Origin of the sequence: Pseudomonas grandcourensis (assembly GCF_039909015.1) — a bacterium.
GTDB classification, from domain to species: Bacteria; Pseudomonadota; Gammaproteobacteria; order Pseudomonadales; family Pseudomonadaceae; genus Aquipseudomonas; species Aquipseudomonas grandcourensis.
Genome location: NZ_CP150919.1, coordinates 739,034 through 762,395, shown reverse-complemented (window position 1 = coordinate 762,395; position 23,362 = coordinate 739,034). Strand labels below are relative to the sequence as shown.

At 61.4% G+C, this 23,362-nt stretch carries 20 protein-coding genes; 9 read left to right on the top strand and 11 right to left on the bottom strand.

Annotated features, from left to right (window positions below; translation table 11 throughout):
- The first annotated feature begins 61 nt into the window (after positions 1-61).
- Entirely contained in the window at positions 62-502 is a 441-nt protein-coding gene (locus AABM52_RS03270; protein ID WP_347910386.1) for a TadE/TadG family type IV pilus assembly protein, read from the top strand.
- Positions 499-3,240, top strand: a complete 2,742-nt coding sequence (locus tag AABM52_RS03265) for an ATP-binding protein (protein ID WP_347910384.1) — start codon at positions 499-501, stop codon at positions 3,238-3,240. Before AABM52_RS03270 ends, AABM52_RS03265 begins: the two co-directional genes overlap by 4 nt.
- On the opposite strand, the gene AABM52_RS03260 is transcribed toward AABM52_RS03265, so the two are convergent.
- The 5 genes from AABM52_RS03260 to AABM52_RS03240 form a co-directional block, all read right to left on the bottom strand.
- Positions 3,237-5,219, bottom strand: a complete 1,983-nt coding sequence (locus AABM52_RS03260) for a pilus assembly protein TadG-related protein (protein WP_347910383.1) — start codon at positions 5,217-5,219, stop codon at positions 3,237-3,239. The genes AABM52_RS03265 and AABM52_RS03260 overlap by 4 nt on opposite strands.
- 147 nt (positions 5,220-5,366) lie before the next feature.
- On the bottom strand, positions 5,367-5,930 hold the full coding sequence (locus AABM52_RS03255; RefSeq protein ID WP_347910381.1) for a DUF4136 domain-containing protein: 564 nt from the start codon (positions 5,928-5,930) through the stop codon (positions 5,367-5,369).
- Positions 5,931-5,985: 55 nt separating this feature from the next.
- Entirely contained in the window at positions 5,986-6,594 is a 609-nt protein-coding gene (locus AABM52_RS03250) for a DUF4136 domain-containing protein (protein WP_347910380.1), read from the bottom strand.
- 12 nt (positions 6,595-6,606) lie between these two features.
- Positions 6,607-7,356 (bottom strand): methyltransferase domain-containing protein, encoded by a 750-nt coding sequence (locus AABM52_RS03245; protein WP_347910378.1) that lies wholly within the window; start codon positions 7,354-7,356, stop codon positions 6,607-6,609.
- Positions 7,356-7,658 carry a MazG-like family protein gene (locus tag AABM52_RS03240; protein ID WP_126049043.1) on the bottom strand — a complete coding sequence of 101 codons (303 nt, stop codon included), beginning with the start codon at positions 7,656-7,658 and terminating at the stop codon, positions 7,356-7,358. The genes AABM52_RS03245 and AABM52_RS03240 overlap by 1 nt, the downstream gene beginning before the upstream one ends.
- Before the next feature lie 156 nt (positions 7,659-7,814).
- Here AABM52_RS03240 and AABM52_RS03235 point away from each other — a divergent pair, with 156 nt between their 5' ends.
- Entirely contained in the window at positions 7,815-8,108 is a 294-nt protein-coding gene (locus tag AABM52_RS03235; protein ID WP_347910376.1) for a hypothetical protein, read from the top strand.
- A gap of 68 nt (positions 8,109-8,176) precedes the next feature.
- Positions 8,177-9,526, top strand: coding sequence for an MATE family efflux transporter (locus tag AABM52_RS03230; protein ID WP_347910374.1), 1,350 nt, complete (start codon positions 8,177-8,179; stop codon positions 9,524-9,526).
- A gap of 31 nt (positions 9,527-9,557) precedes the next feature.
- On the opposite strand, the gene AABM52_RS03225 is transcribed toward AABM52_RS03230, so the two are convergent.
- From AABM52_RS03225 to AABM52_RS03200, 6 genes are all read right to left on the bottom strand, one after another.
- Positions 9,558-10,358, bottom strand: a complete 801-nt coding sequence (locus AABM52_RS03225) for a DUF4123 domain-containing protein (protein ID WP_347910373.1) — start codon at positions 10,356-10,358, stop codon at positions 9,558-9,560.
- Positions 10,355-11,662 (bottom strand): contractile injection system protein, VgrG/Pvc8 family, encoded by a 1,308-nt coding sequence (locus AABM52_RS03220; protein ID WP_347910372.1) that lies wholly within the window; start codon positions 11,660-11,662, stop codon positions 10,355-10,357. The genes AABM52_RS03225 and AABM52_RS03220 overlap by 4 nt, the downstream gene beginning before the upstream one ends.
- A gap of 232 nt (positions 11,663-11,894) precedes the next feature.
- Complete coding sequence (gene speA, locus AABM52_RS03215; RefSeq protein ID WP_347910371.1) at positions 11,895-13,808, bottom strand: arginine decarboxylase; 1,914 nt, start codon at positions 13,806-13,808, stop codon at positions 11,895-11,897.
- Between the two features lie 219 nt (positions 13,809-14,027).
- On the bottom strand, positions 14,028-14,399 hold the full coding sequence (locus tag AABM52_RS03210) for a translation initiation factor Sui1 (protein WP_008053936.1): 372 nt from the start codon (positions 14,397-14,399) through the stop codon (positions 14,028-14,030).
- A gap of 189 nt (positions 14,400-14,588) precedes the next feature.
- Positions 14,589-15,146, bottom strand: coding sequence for an NUDIX hydrolase (locus AABM52_RS03205; protein ID WP_347910370.1), 558 nt, complete (start codon positions 15,144-15,146; stop codon positions 14,589-14,591).
- 3 nt (positions 15,147-15,149) lie between these two features.
- The gene (locus AABM52_RS03200; RefSeq protein ID WP_347910369.1) at positions 15,150-16,217 is read right to left on the bottom strand and encodes a DUF2333 family protein; all 1,068 of its coding nucleotides are present in this window, start codon (positions 16,215-16,217) and stop codon (positions 15,150-15,152) included.
- A gap of 485 nt (positions 16,218-16,702) precedes the next feature.
- On the opposite strand from AABM52_RS03200, the gene gcbA reads away from it, so the two are divergent.
- From gcbA to accB, 5 genes are all read left to right on the top strand, one after another.
- A complete protein-coding gene (gene gcbA / locus AABM52_RS03195) occupies positions 16,703-18,373 on the top strand; it encodes a diguanylate cyclase GcbA (protein WP_347910368.1) in 1,671 nt (556 codons plus the stop codon).
- 52 nt (positions 18,374-18,425) lie between these two features.
- On the top strand, positions 18,426-20,372 hold the full coding sequence (locus AABM52_RS03190) for a methyl-accepting chemotaxis protein (protein ID WP_347910367.1): 1,947 nt from the start codon (positions 18,426-18,428) through the stop codon (positions 20,370-20,372).
- A gap of 158 nt (positions 20,373-20,530) precedes the next feature.
- Complete coding sequence (locus AABM52_RS03185; RefSeq protein WP_347910366.1) at positions 20,531-22,285, top strand: protein-disulfide reductase DsbD; 1,755 nt, start codon at positions 20,531-20,533, stop codon at positions 22,283-22,285.
- 132 nt (positions 22,286-22,417) lie between these two features.
- Positions 22,418-22,873 (top strand): type II 3-dehydroquinate dehydratase, encoded by a 456-nt coding sequence (gene aroQ / locus AABM52_RS03180; protein WP_007971361.1) that lies wholly within the window; start codon positions 22,418-22,420, stop codon positions 22,871-22,873.
- Positions 22,874-22,897: 24 nt separating this feature from the next.
- Positions 22,898-23,359 (top strand): acetyl-CoA carboxylase biotin carboxyl carrier protein, encoded by a 462-nt coding sequence (gene accB, locus AABM52_RS03175; protein ID WP_046039963.1) that lies wholly within the window; start codon positions 22,898-22,900, stop codon positions 23,357-23,359.
- Positions 23,360-23,362: the final 3 nt, after the last annotated feature.

Here is a 23,362-nt window from a genome sequence, read left to right as displayed (position 1 = left end):
CCGTTTTGGCTGAATGATTCTATGCTGACATTACTCAGTGTTGGTCAGGGTAGACGCACTCATGAAAGCCAGCCTCCCCCACAAACAAAAAGGCGCCGCCGCGATTGAATTCGCCCTGGTGTTCATCATTTTTTTTGGCGTGTTCTACGGCATCATCAGCTATAGCCTGCCGCTGCTGTTGATGCAGTCATTCAACCAGTCGACCGCCGAAGCCGTACGCCGCAGCGTGGCGCTGGACCCGGCCACCCCCGGTTACAGCGCCGCGCTGATCGCCCGCGCCAAGGCGGAACTGACCACGCAAACAGCCTGGATTGCGCCGGCCCTGAACTTCAATGTCGCCACTGATGCCACCGTTACTTACGTGGGCGGGTTGCTGACAGTGCGCATCACCTACCCCACCAATAAAATCAGCGCCGTCATCCCGTTCCTGAACCTGCCCGGCATCGGTCGGGTGCCGAACCTGCCGGCGACCCTCACGGCCAGTGCGAGCCTGCAATTTTGAGTGCCGGAGACAAATTGTTCGGGCGCCTGCTCCACCGCCACCCGCAGCCTCCACCGGAGCCGCCGGAGGCACTGCAGGTGCACAGCTTCGGATTGCAGATGCGGCTCAATGCCGAGGGGCGTGTCGTTCAATTGAACGGTCCGCTGCGGCACTTGCTGGCCCAGCAACCTCCCAGCGCACAGACACCGCATCTGCTCGACTTCCTGTTGCCCCACAGCAGCCTTGTCATCGAAGGCTCGCCGGCGGACTGGCTGGGACAAACCATGGACCTGGACTTTTACAGCCTCAACGGTCCGCCGCTGCATTTGCGCGGCTGGGTGCAACCCTTGGCCGATGCCTGGCTGTTGCAGATGCTGGACATCGGCGACTTGCTGCTCGAACGCCGGCAATCGCGCAACCGCGAACAGTGCCAGGTGCTGACGCTGCAAATCGCCGGACAGTTACGCCTGTGTAGCCTGTCTCGCCTGCCCGAGATGCTGGCCGAACAACTGCAAAGCCTGGCCCAGCGCTTTCAGATTCCGTGCATTGCCCTGGCCTTGCTCGATGAGCAGGAACAGGGTTGGCAAATTTACCAGCACTACGCGGCCCTCGATGCACCGCAACTTTGGCAAAAAGGTCAACGCCTGGGCACGGGGCTGGACAGTTTGAGCGGCTCGGCGCCGCAGCACCTGACCCCGCGCGAACACCCGCGCCTGCAAGGCACCTTCGGCAATACCGACGGCTTCGCCGTGCCTTATCACGATGCACAAGGGGTGGTCGCCTGGTTGCTGTGCGGCTTCTATACAGCGCAACAACGCGCCCCCGATGTCACGGAACGCGACTGGCTGCAAATCACCGCCGCGCTCGCCAGCCCCTTGCTCGAGCGCCTGCGCGAGCACCGGCATCATCTGCAACTGGAACGCCTGGAGTCGCTGCAAGCCTTGCTGGGAACCGGCTGGTGGGAAGTCTTCAGCGACAGCGACGAGGTTCAGTTGGCACCTTCGCTGGCCACTACCCTGAACCTTGGTACGTCGCGGTTATCCATGCAGGACTGGCTCGATCAGGTGTATCCCGCCGACCGCGAAGAACTGCGCATCTGCCTGCAAGACTTGCAGGAGACAGGCACTCCCCTGCTGCTGTGCGTGCGTCTGTATCGCCCCTACGGTGTGCCCGAACCCATCTGGTACCGCCTGCAAGGCCAGGCCCTGGGCGCGGGGAAAAACCGTCGGCTGGTGGGGTTCATGCTCGACATCAGCGACATCAAGAACCAGGAGCAGAGCGCCGCCGCCGCCCATGCGCGCCTGGACAACCTGATCGCCAGCTCTCCGGCGGTGATTTACGTACAACGCTATGTCGAGGGTGCGTTGCAACCGGTGTTCTTCAGCGACAGCCTGTTGCCGCTGCTCGGCTGGACCCTTGCCGACTGCGCACCCGGGACGCTGGTGGAACGGGTGCACCCCGACGACCGCCTGCAGTATTTCGAGCGCACGCGGCTGTTGCTGCGTGAAGGCTCGGTGCGCACCCGCTATCGGTTGCGCGACAGTCGCGGCGACTATCACTGGCTGCTGGATGAAGCGAAGTTGTTGCGCAACGACCTCGGCCTGCCGGTGGAAGCCGTGGGCCTGTGGCTGGACATCACCGAAGCGACCCTGGCCACCGAACAGGTCAGGCAGAGTGAAGAACGCTACCGGATTCTGGTGGAGGACTCGCCAGCGATGATCTGCCGCTACCAGCCGGACCTGACCCTGACCTTCGGCAACCGCCCGTTGGCCACCTATCTGGAAATGGCGCCCGAGCAATTGCCCGGGGTGAATCTGGGCAACTGGATGTCCGGGGAACAGCGCGAGGCATTCACCCGACGGTTGAACCAGTTGAGCCCCGAGTTTCCGGTCAGCACCGCCGAGATCAACCTGCAACTGCCCGGCCGCGAACACGCCTGGTGGGTCTGGTCCGATCGCGGGGTGTTCGATGAACAGGGCCAGTTGCTCGAGGTCCAGGCCGTGGGGCGCGACAACACCGAGGTGCGGCGCTCGCAGCAGCAGCTCACTCAAAGCGCGAAAATGGCTACCCTCGGTGAAATGGCCACCGGCCTGGCCCATGAGATCAACCAACCGCTGAACGTGATGCGCATGGCCATCGTCAACGTACTCAAGCGCCTGAATAACGACGACGTACAAGTCGATTACCTGATCGACAAACTCACCCGCATCGACACCCAGGTGCAGCGCGCCGCGCGAGTCGTGGACCACATGCGGGTGTTCGGCCGCCGTTCGGAAATCGAGCAGCAACCGTTCAACCCGGCCCTGGCCATCGAAGGCACACTGGCGCTGTTGTCCGAAGGGATGCGCGGCAAAGGCGTCGACCTGCGCATCAGCGAGACCGGTTTTGAAGTGCAGGTGCGCGGCTTCGTCGATCAGCTTGAACAGGTGCTGATCAACCTGATGGTCAACGCCCGGGATGCATTGCTCGGCAAGCGCGAGGCCAACCCCGATTTCAGACCGTGGATTTCGGTATACGCCGAACGGGATACGCACTCGGTACGCCTGTGGGTCGAGGATAACGGCGGCGGTATCGACCCGCGTTTGCTGGAGCGGATTTTCGAGCCGTTCTTCACCACCAAACCCGTCGGCGTCGGCACCGGTTTGGGCTTGTCGGTGAGCTACGGCATCGTCGAGAACATGGGCGGAAAACTGAGTGTGCAAAACGCCACCGAGGGTGCGCGTTTCTGCATCGAACTGCCGATTGTGACGCCGGACTAGATCACCAGCGCCGCTCGACCCGAGTGACAACTGAGGTTGGCACCCACCTCGACTTTGTTCAGGTCGATCCCCAGGCTCGCCAGCAACGTATTGATCAGCGTATCCAGTAACGGGCTGAGTACCGTATTGATCGCATTGACCAATGCAGTCGTGACCTCATTCAAAATACTGCCCAAGCCTCCCACAATGCTGCCCGACGGCCCATACATGTTCACGCCAAGGTTACTCACGGTGGTGCTCAGGCTGTTGACGATATTGGACGTGGTAAAGGCGTAGTAAAACGGTGGCTGATTGATCTCCGGCAGGTTGGCAGCCGCCGGCGCGGAATAGACGTGGGGCACATTGGCATTTTGAGCAACCGCAGTGTTGACCATGATATCGATGCTACCGCCCACGCCGGGCTGATGGTTGTAACAGGTTGGCGGCAGGATCAGCAGCCGCTGGCAGGTCTGCACGCCGATATCGATGACTTTCAGGGGATTGACGTTGTTGCTGGGTGGAACAGTGGGCGAGCCAAACACATCGGCTGGGTTGATCTGCCCGATCTTCAATCCGATCAGCGTGGTGGTGGTGCTGGTCGTCAGGCTTTTATTCGTCGTACTCACACAACTGTAAGCCGTGACATAACTCCAGGCACCGGCCGCCTCCAGCGCCACGTCGATGCGTATCGGTGGTGGCAACAGCTTGATTTCCGGCGTGTCGCAGGGCACGAGCAGCGCGCAGGTCAATGAGTTGACGACGCCCACCAGGTCCAGATGTAGCAGTGAATTCAGGGTGTTGGTCAGCGGTGCAACGAGATTGATGACGGCGTTGACCAGAGGCGTGATGGCGTCCAGCACGGGCAGGTTGATCGACAACAAAGTCTTGACCTGAGCCGTGCGTACATAGATGCGGTTGGGGCCCAAAGGGGCCAGTGCCGCGTTTTTTGGATTACCGATTGCAGACAGTTGCGGCGGCTCCATCACCTGCACCCGTGCAGTGATCTGCGCCAGGCCTGCGATGTTGATCGGCAGGGTCGCGACCAAGGCATTCTTCTTGTTGGCCAGTTGCACAAACCCTTCAATCAGATCGAAGGCTTTGAGATTCACGGCAAGGGTCGAGATGTCGGTGCCACTTTCAACATGCAACATATTACCCAGCACAACGGACGTCGTACCCGCTGTCACCTTCAACGCTTGCAGGCTGACAATGGTCGCCGATGCTCCCAGTGTGCCGTTGGGGTCCAGTACGTTGATGGCGGTCTGGATCAACTGACTGACATTGACCGTAGTACCGAGTACCTGGTCGTAGCCGCCAGCGGTCAGGCCGAGGTCAATTTTCAACCGATTGAGGTAGCCGAGCAGGCTGATGTCGGTATTGACCAAACCGTTCCAGCCCGCCGCACTGATGCTGACGTTGCCGCCCAGCAATCCCCCGAAAAGCAGACTGGTAATGGCGGCCTTGCTGGTATCGAAGGTCAGGAGCGTACTGCGGATCGTCAATGAAGCCAGGGGGGGCTGCAGCGCAGCGACCGCCGTTGCGCTCAGCGTCAGCGTTGAGCCCGCCGGTGCGCCGCCGGCCAATGCGCCGATGCCGCCGGCAATACTTTGTTGCACGACATGGCTGGCGATAACCCGGATAGCCTCGTTTTTGCTTGGGTCTGCACCGAATACCCGAAGGTTGTTGGCATCCAGTGTCAGCGCACCGCACGCCACAGCCAGTGCGCGCCCGGTGCTGGGAATGGCGAAACCATTTCGTTGTGCGCTGGCGGTGGCATAGGTGTTAGCGGTTGAGCCGGCGGAGCAGTCTCCACCCCTTGTGGCCGCCTCAAGTGCGGCCATGTCCGCCACGCGCTGCAAACTGCGCTTTTCCAGGTACAGCCTGCCGGTATCGACCACCAACAACATGAATGCCAAAGCCAAAGTCAGGGTCAAAGCGGCCATCAAGCCGATCGCCCCCCGTTGCCGGGCCGGGCCGCGAAACTGCAGGCGGGGAGACATGGCGCACTCCTTTGCCGGCGCACTGCCGGGCGCGACCTCCGTTGGTGACAAGCAGTGTAGACAAGGGTGGCCTAGACTGCTGGCAACTTGCCAGCGCAAACAATAAAAAACCCCTGTGGGGCACAGGGGTTCAGGGACTGGCTGATTCTAGGATGCGTGCGGTGGGTAGTTGGCCAATATCCGCGTGACCGTTTCCCAGATGGCATCGCGACGATCCGTCGGGTTCGGTGTGCGGCTGAGTATCTGTTCGTCACTGCCGCGCCACACCAGTTTGCCGTCCTTGCCATCGAGCAGGTCGATCTGGATGGTCGCCACTTTGTAGCTGACGCTGCGGGTTTCGTTGTACATGGGGGCGCCGTAGTAGCCATACCACGGGTTACCCCAGCCGCCGCCGTAATTGGTGGTCACCTGTTGTTGCCGCTCTTCGACAATCAGGTAGGTCTGCACATTCAAATCGCCCTTGGCGCCTGCGGCGGCCGGGCGCAGACCGCGCTGATCCAGTTGATCGGCAACCGACTGACGGATGCGCTGCTCGGTCAGGTCGCTCTTGATCCGTGGATCGTCGGGACGGTATTGCAGGGCGGGTTCTTTCCAGGTCCAGCTGCGATAGGCAGCAAAGTCGCGGCTGGCGTCGAAGTCATGATTGACCTGGTTGGCGGCGCAGGCACTGAGCAGCGCGGCCACTGCCAGTAAAACAAAACGGCGGAACATGATGAGTCTCCGGTTGAAGGCATGATCCTGCGGAATGCTTCTTATCTACAAGAAGCTAACTAGGAGGATACGCCGACATTGCCTTTTCAACAGCCTCCCGTATGGCATCGGCCCGCTCGCTTTCGCTGCCCCGGTTGCCGGTTTCAGCGCTGGCGCTCCACACCGGCTGGCCGCTCCTGGCGTCATACATATCCACCTGAACCACCACGACTTGCTCCTGATAGGTACGAACAACCGGTACGGTGGCGTACCCGCCATATCCAGGGCCGTAGCCGTTGTAGCCACCATAACCGCCGCCGTAATAGTCGTCCTGAACCTGGCGCAAACGGGTTTCCATCCGCAGGTCGGCGCTGACAAACAGGTCGGCCGGGCGATTGTCGTGCAGCGGGCGCAAGCCGCGTTGATCCAGCGCATTGCTGACCGCTTCGGCGATCTGCGCCGAGTCGGCCCAGGCGGTGCCCGGTGGCAGATGCCCGTCGAGCCAGGCCCAACTGCGGTAGCGCCCATAGTCACGAGGGGCTGCCGGGTAAGCGCTGCGGTCAAAGGTCTTGGCGGCCTGGGGCGGCGCCGGTGGCAAAGGGTTGGACGAGGCGACATAGGGGTTGCTGCCCTGACAGGCAGCCAGCCCCAGGCAGAACACCAGTACACCTGAATGACTTTTCATTGCGTGCTCCGATCAGACAGGCCGACAGATCCAGTGCAAATAACGCCCAAGCCCGGCAAAGCTCGGATGACGACGGTGGGCCAGCTCCATTTCCAGCAGGTCCGCCAGCTCGACGCGGGCCTGGAATTCCACCGGCATGTAATCGTGAAAAACCCGCACGCCACTCATGGTTTCGACCTGCCACAGACCTTCAAGTTGCGCCGCCAGCTCGCGCGGATCAAGGGGCTGTTGCGGGGTCAGGCTCTGCTTTTCGCCGGCCATGTCGTTCTTGCGCATCTTGCGGAAATGGCCCTTGAGCAAGTTGCGATAAATCAACGCATCGCGGTTGTAGAACGCCAGGGACAGCCAGCCGTCGGCCTTGGTCAGTTGATGCAGCACCGGCAGGATGGCGTGGGGTTCGGCCAGCCATTCCAGCACGGCGTGGCACAGCACCAGGTCGTAGGGTTCGGTGAGTTGCCCGAGCAGTTCCTGCCAGGGTGCCTGAATGAACGTGGCGCTCTGCCCGGCTTCGGCGAAACGTTGGCGGGCGCCTTCGAGCATCGGCTCGGCAGGCTCGGCGAGGGTCACCTGATGGCCGCGCTGGGCCAGCCACAACGACATGTGGCCAAGGCCGGCTCCGATGTCGAGCACACGTAGCGGCCGGTCGGGCAGGATTTCGGTCAGATCGGCCTGCAACACCGCCAGACGGATCGCCCCTTTGGCACCGCCGTAGATTTTTTCGGCGAAACGGGTCGCCAGTTGATCGAAATGACGGTCGCTCATTAGCTGAACCTCCGTTCGCTGTCCGCCAGTTTGCTGCGCACTACTGCTTCCATGTCCAGGCCCAGTTCGCTGCACAACAGCAGCAGATAAAGCACGATGTCACCGACTTCCTGCCCGGCGTGGGCGAGTTTGTCCGCCGGCAACTGGCGTGACTGGTCTTCGCTCAGCCACTGGAAAATCTCCACCAGCTCGGACATTTCCACGCTCGCGGCCATGGCCAGGTTTTTCGGGCTGTGAAATTGCCGCCAGTCATTGCGGTCACGGATGGCATGCAGGCGTTCGGTCAGTTCAACAAGGTTCATCGGGCTCTCCTGAAGGCGTATAGCTTCGGGGGGATCACAGGTGAAGGCAAGGGGCAGAAGATGCATGCTCTCTGTGCAACCCTCTATGCTTGTGGGAACTCGGCAACATGATCGACAGCCCAAGACTCAATTCTCTTTAATCAGGACGTTCATTCCATGCAGGTAGAAGGTTTTTCCGAATGGCTCGGCCAGGTACTCGGCTCGATCATCCGCTTCATCGTTGATGGCCTCAGCGGGCTGTTCAATCTGTTGGGCAACGCCAGCAGCAATTTTGTCGAAGGCCTGTCCCAGGCGCTGGGCATGGATACCTCGGTCATCAGCATCGTGACCTTGATCCTCGGGCTGATCCTGCTGTGGTCGGCGATCCGCGCCTTTCTCAATGCGTCGTTCATCATGGGGCTCATCTGGTTGATGCTGGGGCTTTGGTTACTCAGCTGGATCATCCACTGACATCCCACAATTGATCGCGGCTCGCCCTCGATGTGCCGCTACAATGCCCGCTCCCCCAAGGAGCCTGCATGTCCAACCTGACCACCGACTGGCGCGACCGCCCTACCCATCGCCGGGTCTGGGCACTCGCCGCGCCGATGATTCTTTCGAACATTTCCGTACCGTTGGTGGCATTGGTCGACAGCACCGTCATCGGTCACCTGCCCCACGCCCATCAACTCGGCGCCGTCGCGGTCGGGGCCAGTCTGTACACCTTCCTCGCCTGGGCCATGGGCTTTCTGCGCATGGGCTCCACCGGGTTCGCCGCCCAGGCGGCCGGGCGCGGGGATGGCGCGGCCTTGCGGCAGATTCTGTTGCAAGGCCTGCTGCTCGCCATCGGCCTGGCCGTGGTGTTGGGGGCGGTGGGCGTGCCTTTAAGCGGGGTCGCGTTGCACTTCATGCAACCCTCGGCTGAGCTCGATCAACTGACCCGCGAGTTCTTCCACACCCGCCTGTTCGGCCTGCCGGCGGCGCTCGCCAGTTATGCACTGGTCGGCTGGTTTCTCGGCACCCAGAATGCCCGGGCGCCGCTGGCGATTTTGCTGAGCACCAACCTGGTCAACATTGCCCTGAACCTGTGGTTTGTCCTCGGCCTGGAATGGGGCGTGGTCGGCGCGGCCCGGGCCTCGGTGATTGCCGAATGGACCGGTGCACTGATCGGCTTGCTGATGACCCGCAAAGCCCTGCGCGCCTACCCCGGGCATATCGTCTGGGCAGCATTGGCGCTGTGGCAGAGTTGGCGGCCATTGCTGGCGGTCAACCGCGACATCTTCATTCGCAGCCTGGCGCTGCAATCGGTGTTCTTCCTGATCACGGTGCAAGGCGCACGACTGGGCGACGCCACGGTCGCGGCCAACGCCCTGCTGCTCAACGGGTTACTGCTGACCGCCCACGCCCTCGATGGCCTGGCCCACGCCGTCGAAGCCCTGTGCGGACATGCGCTTGGCGCCCGTGACCGCGATGCCCTGCGCCGCTCATTGGTGGTGGCCGGTGGCTGGTCGTTGCTGGCAAGCCTGGGCTTTGCCGCGCTGTTTCTGTTCGCCGGACATCTGTTCATCGAGATGCAGACCGACATTCAAAGTGTGCGCGACACCGCGTTCATCTACCTGCCCTACCTCGCCGTGCTGCCGCTGATTGCCGTCTGGAGTTACCTGCTCGACGGCCTGTTCATCGGCGCTACCCGCGCCCGGGAAATGCGCAACGGCATGTTGCTGACCGTGGCGCTGGTGCTGCCCTTCGGTTGGGCACTGCAAGGCGGGGGCAACCATGGCCTGTGGATAACCTTTCTGTTGTTCATGCTGCTGCGCAGTCTGACCCTCGGCACGATCGCCTGGCGCCTGCGTCGTAACGATGGCTGGTTTGCCGGCGGCGTTCACTGATCGGGCGTGGCCCCGACAATCAATTTCGACCTCACGGCCAGGGAGAGCCGTTCTGCCACAGGCGACGCAGGCTATCGAGTCGTTCCTGTTGAGTCCCGCCCGGCAACCGCTGCACGGGCACGGCATCGGGATACTGCAGGCGTAGCCATATCCAGCCATCGAGCACCGGGCGCTCGCTGAAACCCAACGCCAGCCCTTCCTGCAAATGGGTCCACAGACGGGGGAAATCGACACCGGTGGATCGGTTCCAGCGCCAGGCATGCTGTTCCAGCAGGCAGGTTTGCAATTTTCCCTGCTGCCCGGCGCTCAGGCTTTCCTCGACTGCCAACGGGCTGACCGCCAACCCCGGGTTGGACAAGCGCTGCCAGCCCTCACACCCCATCGCGCGGTCGGCCCAACTACCGCCGAACCAGCGCAACTGGTGGATAGGCCCTAGCCAGCGACTCAGTTCAACGGCATCGCAGGCATCGAAAAAATAGCTGGCCGTGGTTGGGTTGTAGTAACTCAAAAGAGCCCGGTGCAGGCCAAGCGTGACTGTGAGCATGCGCCGCAAATGCGCCAGCAACGACGAAGCGCCAGCCTCGCTGACCATCAGCAATCCGGGCCAGCGTTGCCCGTCGACGATGCATAAATCCGCCAATGCCGGGCAGGTGCGCAGATCGACCAGGACCGGCCCCTGTTCATGCAGCGCATGCCACTCCGTACCTTCGAACAGCCCGAACCATCGGGCCTGGGCAAACATCTGCCGAAGTGTGACACGCGCCTGCGGCGTGCCCGGCACATCCAGCAACAGCCACTGAGGGGGTATCTCGGGCGTGCGTGTGGCGATCATGCTCCAGAGCTCTGGCCAAGCTGCGTCGCCAGACGACAGGTGCACAAAGCCTGTGCGCAATGGTTGAAGCTGCCGCCACCGGGCAGCAGGCACAACATCAGTAATGGCTCCCCCGAGCGCAACCATTGCTCCAGGCCCTCTTCATGGGTGCAGGCGGGCTGGGGCGTCTCCTCGACCGTTGTCGGCGCATGCAGCAACCCGGTTATCTGCGGTTGATCGGGATCGCCCTCAACAAAACTCACGACCAGCTCAGTTCCTTCCTGCAACGGCGATAACGTCGAAGCCTGCAACTGCCTGGCCAGGGGCAGCCAGCAATGACTGGGCGTCGCCCCTTCGCCCTGATAAAGCCAGTCGAATTGCACCGGTACCGGCCTTTCCGGGTCGGGGCCTGGCTCATCGACCTCGACCACCCACGCCCGTTGCGGGCCATGCATCCTTGGTTTGACCGCCGCACAGGTTGGCTCGATGGGTGCCGGCCACTGCAGGGCTCGGGCCTGATTGTGGTAAGGCGTCGGCGTATCCTGACTGCCCCAATGCTCAACGCGGGTCAGCAGCCAGAGCCGATTGCAATCGGTAGCCGGATGACCGGACAACGGCATCAGCCGACCGCTGCGCAAGGTCGTCAGGTCCGTCCGGCATTCGGCGCTCTGCACCGCTGTCCCACCGCAGCGCTGACGCTCAAACTGCCGCACCGCCGGCCGATCGCCCTCGCTGCGCACTACCACAGGTTCGCCGGTTGGAAAATGCTGCCGGTCATCCCCAAACACTACACAGTGCCCGCGGGCCCGGTGTTCGAAGTGGTAGTGAAGCCCTTCCCGGGCGCACAGTCGCTGGAGAAATTGCAGGTCTGACTCTCGATATTGCGTGCAAAAATCCTGAGGCAGGTATTCACCGCTTAGCTCCAGACGTCGATCCTTGCCGGCAATGCCGTGCTCCTTGAGCACCTGGTCGAGGATTTGCGGCACTGAGCGGGCACTGAAGATTCGTTGGCTGAAGCGCTGGGCCAGACAAGCCAGTCTTGGCCCCAGCCGCACATGGCAGAGTCGGGGGCCTGAGGCGTGATCACGCTGGACGAGCTCATGCAATTGTCCATGCACGTGGTTTCCGGTTGGTCCGAAATGCAACGAGGCCGGGCGGTACAGCAAACTGGCAAGGTCAAGCACCGGGTCTTCGATCAGCAGTTCCAGGTCGAACACGAACGGCTCGCTGATGGCTTCTCTGCCGGTAAAGGCCAGGACATCCAAGGCGTCGGGCAGACCTGCTATATCCAGACGAAATGACGGTTCGCTGACTGGATTGAACATCGGCGTTTCTCTACAGGAGGGGCGGCCGGGGATTCTCGCTGAGAGACATGGCCGAGTAGAGTGCCGAAATACAAATTAGGAAATAACCTACGCGAAAAGAAGACCAAATGCGTTGGGTTGTCGAAGATGCTGGAAATTTCGCCTGGAACAGGAGAATTGCCCCACCAGGTCATCTGAAATTTCCGCAGCGAACGGAAACTTTTCAGACAACCTGATGAGCGTGACGCTTACCTCAAGAAGACAGGTAAGACGAACGGGTCAGCCCCAGACGCAAGGCATCGAGGAACTGCGTGCGCTCGGTGGCGCTGATGCGGGCATTGGCGCATTTGTCGCGGTAGTGGGTCATCAGTTCTTCCGGCGACAAGTGCACGTAACGCAGCATGTCTTCGATGGTGTCGTGGGTTTCGATACCGGCGTGGTACACGCTGCCATCGGCATTCTGGTAGATGTTCACCGAGTCGGTGTCACCGAACAGGTTGTGCATGTCGCCAAGAATTTCCTGGTAGGCACCGACCAGGAACACGCCCAGCAAGTAGTCTTCACCTTCGTTCAGCGCATGCACCGGCAAGCTGGTCTCGATGCTCTGCTCGTCGACATACTGGTTGATCTTGCCGTCGGAGTCGCAGGTCAAATCCTGCAATACCGCACGACGCAGCGGCTCTTCGTCGAGACGGTGCAGCGGGATGATCGGCAGGACCTGGTCGATGGCCCAGGTGTCCGGCAGGCTCTGGAACACCGAGAAGTTGCAGATGTACTTGTCGGCCAGCTTGTCGTTGAGTTCGTCCAGCACCTGGCGGTGGGAACGCTGGCGCGCCTTCAACGAGTTGTGCAGGCGACGGCACACGGCGAAGTAGCACTGCTCGGCCAGGGCTTTCTCGGCCAGGGTCAGCTTGCCGTCGGCGTACTGGGAGGCAACATCGCTCATGTAGTGCGTGGCGCGCCAGTAGGTTTCGGTGACCATCTCGATGTCGGTCGGACCCAGCAGGTCCACCAGCCACTGCACGGTTTCCGGCAGTGCTTCCTTGTTCTCGATCTGCGGCACGTCGTCGTTGTGCTTCTCGACGTCGGTCACCTGGATCACCAGCATGGCGTGGTGCGCGGTCAGGGAACGGCCGCTTTCGGAGAAGATGTTCGGGTGTGGCAGGCTCTGCGCATCGCAGAACTCCTTGAGCATCCCGACCACGACGCCGGCATAGTCGTCCATGTCGTAGTTGATCGAACTGGCGTTACGCGAGTGCGTACCGTCGTAGTCCACGCCCAGGCCACCGCCGACGTCGATGTGGTCCACCGGCAGGCCGAGGTTGCGCAGTTCGCCGTAGTAACGGATCGCTTCCTTGAAACCGTGCTGATAGTCCGCCAGGTTGGCGATCTGCGAACCCATGTGGAAGTGCAGCAGGCGAATGCCCTGGTCCAGGCCCGCCGCGCGGAAACGCTCGACCACCGACAGCAGTTGCGCCGCCGACAGGCCGAACTTGGATTTCTCGCCGCCGGTGTCCGCCCACTTGCTCGATGCCAGGGACGACAGGCGCACGCGCAGGCCGACCTGAGGCTTGACCTTGAGCGAGTTGGCTTCTTCGATCACCAGGCCGACTTCGGATTCTTTCTCGATCACGATGAACACGTTGTGGCCGAGCTTCTGGCCCATCAATGCCAGGCGAATGAATTCGCGGTCCTTGTAGCCGTTGCAGACGATGGTGCCGCCCTTCGGCGCCAGTGCCAGCACCGCCAGCAACTCAGGCTTGGAGCCGGCTTCCAGGCCGATGGATACGTTCTGGGTGGCAATGATGTTTTCGATCACCGCTTCCTGCTGGTTGACCTTGATCGGGTACAGCGCGGTGTACTTGCTCTGGTATTCCAGACGCTCGATGTTGGCGTCGAATGCGCCGGTCAGCTGACGCACGCGGTCTTGCAGGATGTCCGGGAAACGGACCAGCAACGGCAAGGACAGGCCGCTTTTGCGCAGCTGGTCGACTTGCTCGTACAGGTCGATAGGCGAACTGCTCGGACCGTTCGGACGAACTTCGACGCGACCGGCGTCATTGATCGCGAAATACCCGGCCCCCCAATGGCGAATCCCGTAAACACTGCGGCTGTCCGCAACTGTCCATTGGCTGCCATCGTCTTTGCGTGTGCGTCGTACGGACATCGAAGTCCCCTATAAAGAAGTCATAGTGCGTCGCCTGGGTTCAGGCCGGCGCAGTCTAAAGAATGAAAATGACGGTTCGTCAACGAGGCAATAGACCCCGCCGACCGCAGTGAGTTTAGATACCGGTCATGAACAGGCTCTGTGAAAACCATGTAGACGATGCCGGGCCTGAATTTCATCAGGACCGGATCAAGCCGAGGGTGGTTTTCACAGAGGCTGCTAGCCGCCGGACTTCTTCGCTTTGAAACCGAGCTTGATCAGCTCTGCCAAGAGTAGCTCGACATGATCGCCCTGGATTTCGATGACACCGTCTTTCAGCGCCCCACCGGTACCGCAACGTTTCTTCAACGTCGTGGCCAGGTCCTTGAGCGCGTCTTCAGCCAACGGCACGCCGGTGATGGTGGTCACCGTCTTGCCGCCACGGCCCTTGCTTTCGCGACGCACGCGAGCGATGCCGTCGCCGGCCGGGATAACGGTCTGTTTGCAGATGCAGGCGTCCACCGGTTTACTGCATTCCGGGCAATGACGACCTGCGTCGGTGGAAAATACCAGGCCGCCCAGGGCGGCGAAGGATGCGGCTTTTTTGGCCACCGGCAATCCTCTTCGGAGGACAAAGACTGGTCGCAGCACTTGGGAAGGCTATCGACCGCGAAGCCCCACTCAGGCAGGGGCAGCGCTACTGAACCGGATGCCCTACAAAAAGGAGCGCCGGTTCAGCTTGAAAAGGTCGCGCAGTGTAACGGCAAAAACGCCGATTGCTAAGAGCCAATCGGCGCCAATTTATAGCTGTTTTGCGACGTTGCTTTGTTGAGCCTTCAGATAGCGCTTCAACGCCGCCAGTGAGTCCGGGCAATAAGGCTTTTGCTCGATTTCCAGCATGACCTGATCAATGGGGATAAAGCGCGCTTCGAGCACCTCTTCCGGTTGCAGGATCAACGGGCCGTCCCACACCGCAGAGAACGCCGAACACCACAGGCGATTGCCGGTGTCCTCGAAGAAGAAGTGGTCATGGGCGGTCAGTTCCACGCCACTCACGCCCAGCTCTTCCTCCAGCTCCCTGGCCGCCGATTCGGCATAGGTTTCACTGGCGAGCACCATGCCCCCCGCCGCCACGTCCCAGAATCCGGGATAGATTGCCTTGCTCAGGGTGCGCCGGTGCACGCACAACTCGCCAGCGGAGTTGAACAACATAATGTAGGTGCCGCGCCCGATCAGCCCGCGCTCGCGCAAATCGGAACGGACCAGGGCGCCGAGCAGGTTGTCCTGCTCGTCGACCCAGGCGATCTGTTCGGCATCGGAGGCCGCACGGTGCGCGGCTTCCCTTGCGTTATCGACCATGACTCAGCCCTGATTGAGCAATTGACGCAAATCGATCACCGCGGCGTTGGCCCGGGAAATGTAGTTGGCCATGACCAGCGAGTGGTTGGCCAGTACGCCGAAGCCGCTGCCATTGAGGATCATCGGGCTCCACACCGGCTCCTGCGACGCTTCCAGTTCACGAATGATCTGGCGCACGCTGACCGTAGCGTTCTTCTTGGCCAGCACATCGGCGAAGTCGACTTCGATGGCGCGCAGCAAGTGCGACAAGGCCCAGGCCTGGCCGCGAGCTTCGTAGAACACGTTGTCGATCTGCAGCCATGGGGTTTCGACGATTTCTTCATCGACTTGCGGCGCCACGCCCGGCATCACCACCTCGGTCTTCAGCGCAGTGTTGAGCTTGACCCGGCCCACACTGGCCGACAGCCGTTGCGACAGCGAGCCCAGACGGGTGCCGACGTCACCCAGCCAGTTGTTCAGGTTGTCGGCGCGGGCATAGAACAACGCGCTCTTCTGGTTCGGATCGGACAGGCGCGCCTGATAGCGGCTCAGGGAATTGATGCCTTCCTGGTACTCGGACTCACTGGACGGCAGCACCCAACTCTTGTTGTCGAAGTTGAAACGCGGCTCGGCCTTGGCCAGGTCGGCATCTTCGGCGGACTGCGACTGCGAACGGGCGAAGTCTTTACGCAGTGCGCGGCTCAGGTCGCGGACCTGCACCAGCACGCCATATTCCCAGCTCGGCATGTTGTCCATCCACAGGCCTGGCGGGAATCGGTCGTTGGAAATATAGCCGCCCGGCTTGGTCAGCAAAGTGCCGGCGACGGTCTTGAGAGTTTCCACCGTGGTGTAGCCGACAACCATCTGCCTGCCTTCTTTCTCGGCCGCCAGTTGAGCGGTTTGCTGGACCGGGAACAGCGCCGGCTCCTGGCTCCAGTACCAGCCCAGGACACTCGCCACCAACAGGTAGATGCCCAGCAGAGTGGCCAGCGCCCGGCTGAACAACAGACCGCCCAGGTAACTGCGGGTCTCCGACTTCGGTTCAGCGGCACGTTCAGGCGCACTGTCTGTGCGGTTCTTCCAGTCCAGCATGGCGATATCCTTTCAAGCTCTTGAGTTCAACGGTTCGAACACAACCATACAACAACGTGCCTTGGCCCGGCACCCGCCATCGCACCGATGCGGAAAATTACCGGGCTTGCGGATCAAAAGAGTGCCTGTGCACCCGACGACGCTGCGGCCATAGAAATCCCCCCTAATGGTTTGGATTGCCACACTAAGGGAATCCCTGACCCTCTAAAACCCAAAAAACGGACCGGTCAACACTGGCAAAAAAGTCTTGAATGGCCGGCTGCCAGTCACTCGCCATTTCCCACCTCACGCCAGCCAAGTGCCCTGATTCAAGCACTTCGCCCCTGCAAACCGCGACTTTAAAGGCTCCAACCAGACCGATCAGTCACAAACTGAATGAAGTCACATTGCAGATTATTGACGTACAGCACTCATGCGATGGAAAAGTGGTGCTAGCATAGAGCCACCACTCGACCTCAGTGTGCACCCTAACTAGTAGTCAGGATATGACCGAGCCAGAAGACCCCAGCCGCGAGCGCCTCAAGCACCACTTTGCCCAGCGGGTAATTCATCAGGCTCGTCAGATTCTTGAGATATGGCAGCGCCTGCAACGCAGTGAGTGGTCCACCGCCGACCTTTCGGAACTGAGCGAGGCCAATCTGCGCCTACTGCGTTTCGCCGAGCGTTTCGAACAACCGGAACACACGCAACTGGCACGCCACATCGGTCAGTCCCTGGAGGCGGTCGACGCCAATCGCGGACGCCTGAGCAGCGGCCTGATCACCGACCTCAATCGCTTGATGCAGCGTCTATCACGCACCGGTCTGCGCCATGGCGACCAACTCGATCAAACCTTCCTGCCACCGCTGCGCAAGCCCATCTATATAGTGTTACAGGATCACGACCGTGCCGAGCGCTTGGCCAAACAACTGGAATTCTTCGGCCTCAGCGCCCAGTCCCTGGACAGCGTAGACGCGTTTCGCTCATCGATGGTCGAGCGCCTGCCGGCGGCAATTGTCATGGACGTGGATTTCAGTGGCGCCGGCGTCGGCCTGAAACTGGCCGCCGAAGCCCAGGAAGGCCTCGATCATCAGCTGCCGCTGCTGTTCTTCAGCCTGCACGAAACCGACACCCCGACCCGCCTGGCCGCCGTGCGTGCCGGCGGCCAGGAGTTCCTCACCGGCACCCTCGAAGCGTCGAGCCTGCTGGAGAAGATCGAAGTCCTGACCTGCGTTGCCCAGTACGAACCTTTTAAAGTGCTGATCATCGACGACTCCCGCGCCCAAGCCCTGCACACCGAGCGCCTGCTCAACAGCGCCGGGATCGTCACCCGGACCTTGATCGAGCCGATCCAGGCCATGGCCGAACTGGCGGATTTCCAGCCGGACCTGATCATTCTCGACATGTACATGCCAGCCTGCACCGGTACGGAACTGGCCAAGGTGATCCGCCATAACGACCGTTACGTCAGCGTGCCGATCATTTACCTGTCGGCCGAAGACGACCTGGACAAGCAACTCGACGCCATGAGCGAGGGTGGCGATGACTTCCTGACCAAACCAATCAAGCCCCGGCACCTGATCACCACCGTGCGCAACCGTGCGGCACGGGCCCGCAACCTCAAGGCCCGGATGGTCCGCGACAGCCTCACCGGCCTGTACAACCACACGCACATCCTGCAATTGCTCGAAGACTGCTCGTTCCGCGCCCGTCGCGAAAGCAAGCCGCTGAGCTTTGCCATGCTCGACATCGACCACTTCAAACGGGTCAACGACAGCCACGGCCACCCCATGGGCGACCGGGTGATCAAGAGCCTGGCGCTGTTTCTCAAGCAACGCCTGCGCAAAACCGACTTCATCGGCCGCTACGGTGGCGAAGAATTCGCCATCGTCATGCCGGACACCGATATCGATGCGGCCTACAAGGTGCTCGATGAAATCCGTCAGCGTTTTGCCGAAATTCACTACCCCGCGCAACCCGAGGATCTGTGGTGCACCTTCAGCGCCGGAGTGGTTGAGCTTTGCGAAAGCTCCGACAGCCTGATGATGGCCAGCCAGGCGGACGAAGCGCTGTACCGCGCCAAACACGGCGGACGCAATCGCGTCCAGGCTGCGCGGACATCAAAGCAAAGTGCCACTTTTTTATCGGAATCAACCGATACGGTCATAAGCCTGTAACAGAAACGCAATAACTTCAGACACTTACCATTTCTGCCGTTGGTAGTCCGTGATGCGCCTGAAGCTGCTGACCAATCTCAATACCCTCCTTCTGGTGGCCGTGTGCGTGGCCCTCGGCGCTACGCTGTGGTGGTCACAGAAAGCCCTTGAGCGTCCGTATCTATTAATGGAGCGCTACCTGGGCCTGTCGCAGCAGTTTCAGAATGACGTCGCCCGCAGCGTCGAGGATTACCTGGGCAGCGGCGATGCGCTGCGCCTGAGCAGTGCCGCCCAAGGCATCGACAGCCTGCAAAAAGAACTCGACGAATTGCCACCGGCCCTGGCCGAGGCGTTGCGCCCCAGCCTGTCGACCCTTGAAGAGTTCAGCAAGACCGACCTGCTGGCCGCCGGCAAACTGGCGGGCGATCCGCAGGCCCTGCTGCTGCAGGCCGAGCGCGAACTGGGTGCCAGTCTCGATCAGCTCAGCCAGTATGCCAGTGGCAATGCGGCCTATCTGACGCCGCTGCTCACTGCATCGCAACACCTGGGTAAATTGTCCCTGGCCCGGGACAAGCTGGTCAGCAGCGGCCGCAGTGAACTGGCCGCCGATGTCGAACGCGAAGTGGCCAACATCCGCACCCAGGCCGAAAAACTCGACGCCCTGCCATTATTGGGCGTGACCACCAGCAGCGAGTCGAACACCGACGATTTCGCCTCGATGATGGGCCTTGAGAACAAGGAAAAAGCCGTCGCCGAAGATGCCGGCGTCGGCCTCAAGCGCGAGCTCAACAGCCTGCTCAGCCGCTACCCGGCCGAGCTCTCGCGCACTCGCGATCAAATCCGGAAACGCGCCGACCTCAGCGCGGCGACCCACCTGAAAATCGCCGACGTGCAACAGGCCATTGCCGGACTGGAACCAGTGGTGCGCGCCCAGCACGGGCAGATCCAGGGTGAAGTGCGTCTGATGCAAGGCGTGATGATCGGCTTGATTCTGTTGATCGCACTGCTGATCGACACCCTGCAGCGCAAACTCGCCCGGACCCTGACCAACCTCGCCCCGGCCCTCTCGACCTGGGCCGAAGGCGACTTCAGCCGCGACATTCAACTGGGCAACACCAACCGCGAACTGCATGACATTGAAGCCTCGCTCAACCGCTTGCGCGCCTATCTGGTGGACCTGGTGGGGACCATTCGCCTCAATGCCGAACAGGTGGCCGGCAGCAGCCGCACCCTGGCCGACCTGAGCAACGACCTGCATGACGGTGCCGAACATCAGGCCGGCGACACCGCACTGATCCGCGACTCCCTCAGCGAACTGGAGGCGACCATTCAACAAGTCGCCGGCGATGCCAGCCAGGCCGCCGACGCCAGCCGCCACGCAGGCCTGGCGGTGGAGCACGGGCAGAAAGTCATCGGCCTGAGCCTCACCGGCCTGCATGCGCTGGTGGATGAAGTGCAAGGCAATGCGCAAATGATCGAACACCTGGCCGAAGAGTCGGCCACTATCGGCGGCGTGTTGACGGTGATCCGCTCGATTGCCGACCAGACCAACCTGCTGGCCTTGAACGCCGCCATCGAGGCGGCCCGGGCCGGGGAAATGGGCCGGGGCTTTGCGGTGGTGGCCGAAGAGGTGCGCTCACTGGCGCAACGTACCGCCGGGGCCACGGCAGAAATCCAGACGCTGATCGCAGGGCTGCAAACCGCCGCGCGGCAATCGGTGGAAGGCATGCGCGCCCAGGTCGAACACGCCGAAGCCACCGCCAACCAGGCCCAGGCGGCCGACGGGGCGCTGGATAAAATCGTCGGGGCGATCCAGACCATTTCCGACACGGCGGTCCGCATCGCCGATGTCACCGCCCAGCAAAGCGGCGCTGTCAGCGAAATCCGTGACCACAGCGAGCGGATTCATCAGTTGGGCGGGGATAACCTGCTGCGCATTGGCCAAGGGCGTGAACAAGGGGAGAACCTGCTGGTATTGGGTGGGCGATTGCATACCGCCGTTCAAGCCTTTCGAGTCTGATAGACCGCCATCGCGAGCAGGCTCGCTCCCACATTGGAATGTTGTCCCTGTGGGGAGCCTGCTCGCGATGGCGCCAGAACAATCACCACAGACTCCCAACCTGCATACACTGCGACTGTCCGCTATCATCCCCCCCAATTCCGATACGCGAGATTGTCATGCGCCGTTTGCTTTGCCTGCTGTTTTTAGTCTTCGCCCTGCCGGCCAGCGCCACTGGCTTGCTGGAGAACCGACCCAGCTCAAGCCTGGGCTCGATCAACAACAGCGCCGACTTCCTGCCGGTGCGCGAAGCTTTCCAGCTGAGCCTGGTAGACAGCACACCGCAATCGATCAAGCTGCGTTTCGTCGCCACCGAAGGTTATTACCTCTACCGCCACCGCTTTCAATTTCGCGCCGATCCGGCCGATGTTGTCCTCGGAGCAGCGAAACTGCCCGACGGTCAAAAAAAGCACGATGAATACTTCGGCGATGTCGAGGTCTACCACGGCATTCTCGACGTCGAGTTGCCGCGCACCGACCGGCGCGCCTTCACCCTGGTCGTGACCTATCAGGGATGCGCCGACAAAGGCCTGTGCTATCCACCGGAAACCGAGCGGCTGAGCATCGATGGCATCGACGGCAGCGGCGCTCCGGCGACGGCTTATCAATGGAGCTGGCGCGAACTGGCGTTGTTTTTCCTCGCGGGCCTGGGCCTGACGTTCACGCCATGTGTGCTGCCCATGCTGCCGATCCTGTCGGGCGTAGTACTGCGCGGCCAGGTCGGTGGCTGGCGCGGTTTCAATCTGTCACTGGCCTATGTGCTACCAATGGCCGCCTGCTTTGCCCTGCTTGGAGCCCTGATGGGCCTGTTCGGTGCCCAGCTCAATCTACAGGCGCGACTGCAATCGGCGTGGGTACTGGTGCCGTTCGCGATGTTTTTTGCCGTGTTCGCCTTGGCGATGTTCGGCGTCTTCGAACTCAAGTTGCCGCATGCCATCAGCAGTCGCCTGGACCACATCGCCGGCCGCACAAAAGGCGGCTCACTGTGGGGCGCCGCGGTGTTGGGCGTGGTCTCCAGTTTGCTGGTTTCACCCTGCGTTTCGGCACCATTGGCTGGGGCGCTGCTGTACATCAGCGCCAGTGGCGATGCGCTGGGCGGCGGCTTGAAGCTGTTCATGCTCGGCCTCGGCATGGGCGCACCGCTGCTGCTGGTGGCCACCGGTGGCGCAGCCTGGCTACCGAAAAGCGGTCCGTGGCTGGTCTACGTGAAAAACGCGATTGGCGTGTTGTTGCTCGGGTTGGCCGTAGGCCTGCTCAGCCGCGTCTTGCCGGGCCAGGTCACCTTGCTGCTCATCGGTTTGCTGGCCGGCGGCGTCGGCTTGTTCATGGGGGCGCTGGAGTTCGTCTATAAACCACCGCGCAAACGCCTGGGCCAATTGCTCGGCATGTTCCTGCTGTTTTACGCACTGGCCTGCTGGTACGGCGCCTTCAGCGGCCAGACCGACCCGCTCAATCCGATCGGCCAGCCCCGTATCGCTGCCAACAGCGGCCCCGCGCAAAATACCAGCACCTGGCAAACCGTCAGCACGCCGGCCGATCTGGACCGCGCACTCGCCGACGCACGCGCATCCGGCACACCGCTGCTGCTCGACTGGTACGCCGACTGGTGCATCAGCTGCAAAGTCATCGAACATGAGGTGCTGAACGACCCGGTCGTCATCGAACGCCTCAAGGGTTACCGGCTGATCCGCTTCGACATCACCGCCAGCAACGCCGAGCAACGCGCCCTGCTCGACCGCTACCAGTTGTTCGGTCCACCGGCCCTGATGTTTTTCGGCAAGGACGGTGTCGAACGCGCCGATGTGCGGGTGATCGGCGAGATCAGCGCCAAAGACTTCGCCGAACGTGTTGCCAGGGCGAATGACCAAATTTAATCAAGCAGTCATATATTTCGCGCAAACATCGGTCATCGTGCTGGCTATTGCAGAGAACTGGACAGTCACAAAGGCTTTGCGGCATAGTCGCCGGGTTCTGACAATTGCTCACAGATAACATAGGAACCGCCGATGGCGACGCTACTCGTTCTGCACGGACCCAACCTGAACCTGCTCGGCACTCGTGAACCGGGCACCTACGGTGCCACGACGCTGGCGCAGATCAACCAGGACCTGGAACGCCGTGCCCGCGAAGCCGGTCACCATTTGCTGCACCTGCAAAGCAACGCCGAGTACGAATTGATCGACCGCATCCACGCTGCCCGCAGCGAAGGTGTGGACTTCATTTTGATCAACCCAGCAGCTTTTACACATACAAGTGTCGCATTACGTGACGCGCTGCTGGCGGTGAGCATCCCATTCATCGAAGTGCATTTGTCTAACGTGCACAAACGCGAACCTTTCCGCCATCACTCTTACTTCTCCGATGTAGCGGTGGGAGTGATCTGCGGCCTTGGCGCCAGCGGTTATCGACTGGCCCTGGAGGCCGCCCTGGAACAGCTTGAACAACAAGTTAACCGCCCCTGACCGACCCTTGGGAGTTGATGATTCATGGATATCCGTAAAGTTAAGAAACTAATCGAATTGCTGGAAGAGTCCGGCATCGACGAGCTCGAGATCAAGGAAGGCGAAGAGTCCGTACGCATCAGCCGTCATAGCAAGACCCCGGCTCAGCAGTACTACGCGCCAGCTCCAATGCATGCTCCGGTTGCCGCGCCTGTCGCTGCCGCCGCTCCGGCTGCTGCTGCACCTGCTGCTGCCGCCGCGCCAGCACTGAACGGCACCGTTGCCCGTTCGCCGATGGTCGGTACGTTCTATCGCAAGTCTTCGCCAAGCTCGCCGTCCTTCGTGGAAGTCGGCCAGACCGTGAAGAAAGGCGACACCCTGTGCATCGTTGAAGCCATGAAGATGATGAACCACATCGAAGCTGAAACCAGCGGTGTGATCGAATCCATCCTCGTCGAAGACGGCCAGCCGGTTGAGTACGACCAACCGCTGTTCACCATCGTTTGAACC

Excerpts from the sequence above, each read along its gene's own strand:
- AABM52_RS03270 (WP_347910386.1), top strand. The coding sequence starts at position 62 with ATGAAAGCCAGCCTCCCCCACAAACAAAAAGGCGCCGCCGCGATTGAA.
- AABM52_RS03260 (WP_347910383.1), bottom strand. The coding sequence starts at position 5,219 with ATGTCTCCCCGCCTGCAGTTTCGCGGCCCGGCCCGGCAACGGGGGGCG.
- AABM52_RS03255 (WP_347910381.1), bottom strand. The coding sequence starts at position 5,930 with ATGTTCCGCCGTTTTGTTTTACTGGCAGTGGCCGCGCTGCTCAGTGCC.
- AABM52_RS03250 (WP_347910380.1), bottom strand. The coding sequence starts at position 6,594 with ATGAAAAGTCATTCAGGTGTACTGGTGTTCTGCCTGGGGCTGGCTGCC.
- AABM52_RS03245 (WP_347910378.1), bottom strand. The coding sequence starts at position 7,356 with ATGAGCGACCGTCATTTCGATCAACTGGCGACCCGTTTCGCCGAAAAA.
- AABM52_RS03240 (WP_126049043.1), bottom strand. The coding sequence starts at position 7,658 with ATGAACCTTGTTGAACTGACCGAACGCCTGCATGCCATCCGTGACCGC.
- AABM52_RS03235 (WP_347910376.1), top strand. The coding sequence starts at position 7,815 with ATGCAGGTAGAAGGTTTTTCCGAATGGCTCGGCCAGGTACTCGGCTCG.
- AABM52_RS03230 (WP_347910374.1), top strand. The coding sequence starts at position 8,177 with ATGTCCAACCTGACCACCGACTGGCGCGACCGCCCTACCCATCGCCGG.
- AABM52_RS03225 (WP_347910373.1), bottom strand. The coding sequence starts at position 10,358 with ATGATCGCCACACGCACGCCCGAGATACCCCCTCAGTGGCTGTTGCTG.
- AABM52_RS03220 (WP_347910372.1), bottom strand. The coding sequence starts at position 11,662 with ATGTTCAATCCAGTCAGCGAACCGTCATTTCGTCTGGATATAGCAGGT.
- speA (WP_347910371.1), bottom strand. The coding sequence starts at position 13,808 with ATGTCCGTACGACGCACACGCAAAGACGATGGCAGCCAATGGACAGTT.
- AABM52_RS03205 (WP_347910370.1), bottom strand. The coding sequence starts at position 15,146 with ATGGTCGATAACGCAAGGGAAGCCGCGCACCGTGCGGCCTCCGATGCC.
- AABM52_RS03200 (WP_347910369.1), bottom strand. The coding sequence starts at position 16,217 with ATGCTGGACTGGAAGAACCGCACAGACAGTGCGCCTGAACGTGCCGCT.
- gcbA (WP_347910368.1), top strand. The coding sequence starts at position 16,703 with ATGACCGAGCCAGAAGACCCCAGCCGCGAGCGCCTCAAGCACCACTTT.
- AABM52_RS03190 (WP_347910367.1), top strand. The coding sequence starts at position 18,426 with ATGCGCCTGAAGCTGCTGACCAATCTCAATACCCTCCTTCTGGTGGCC.
- AABM52_RS03185 (WP_347910366.1), top strand. The coding sequence starts at position 20,531 with ATGCGCCGTTTGCTTTGCCTGCTGTTTTTAGTCTTCGCCCTGCCGGCC.
- aroQ (WP_007971361.1), top strand. The coding sequence starts at position 22,418 with ATGGCGACGCTACTCGTTCTGCACGGACCCAACCTGAACCTGCTCGGC.
- accB (WP_046039963.1), top strand. The coding sequence starts at position 22,898 with ATGGATATCCGTAAAGTTAAGAAACTAATCGAATTGCTGGAAGAGTCC.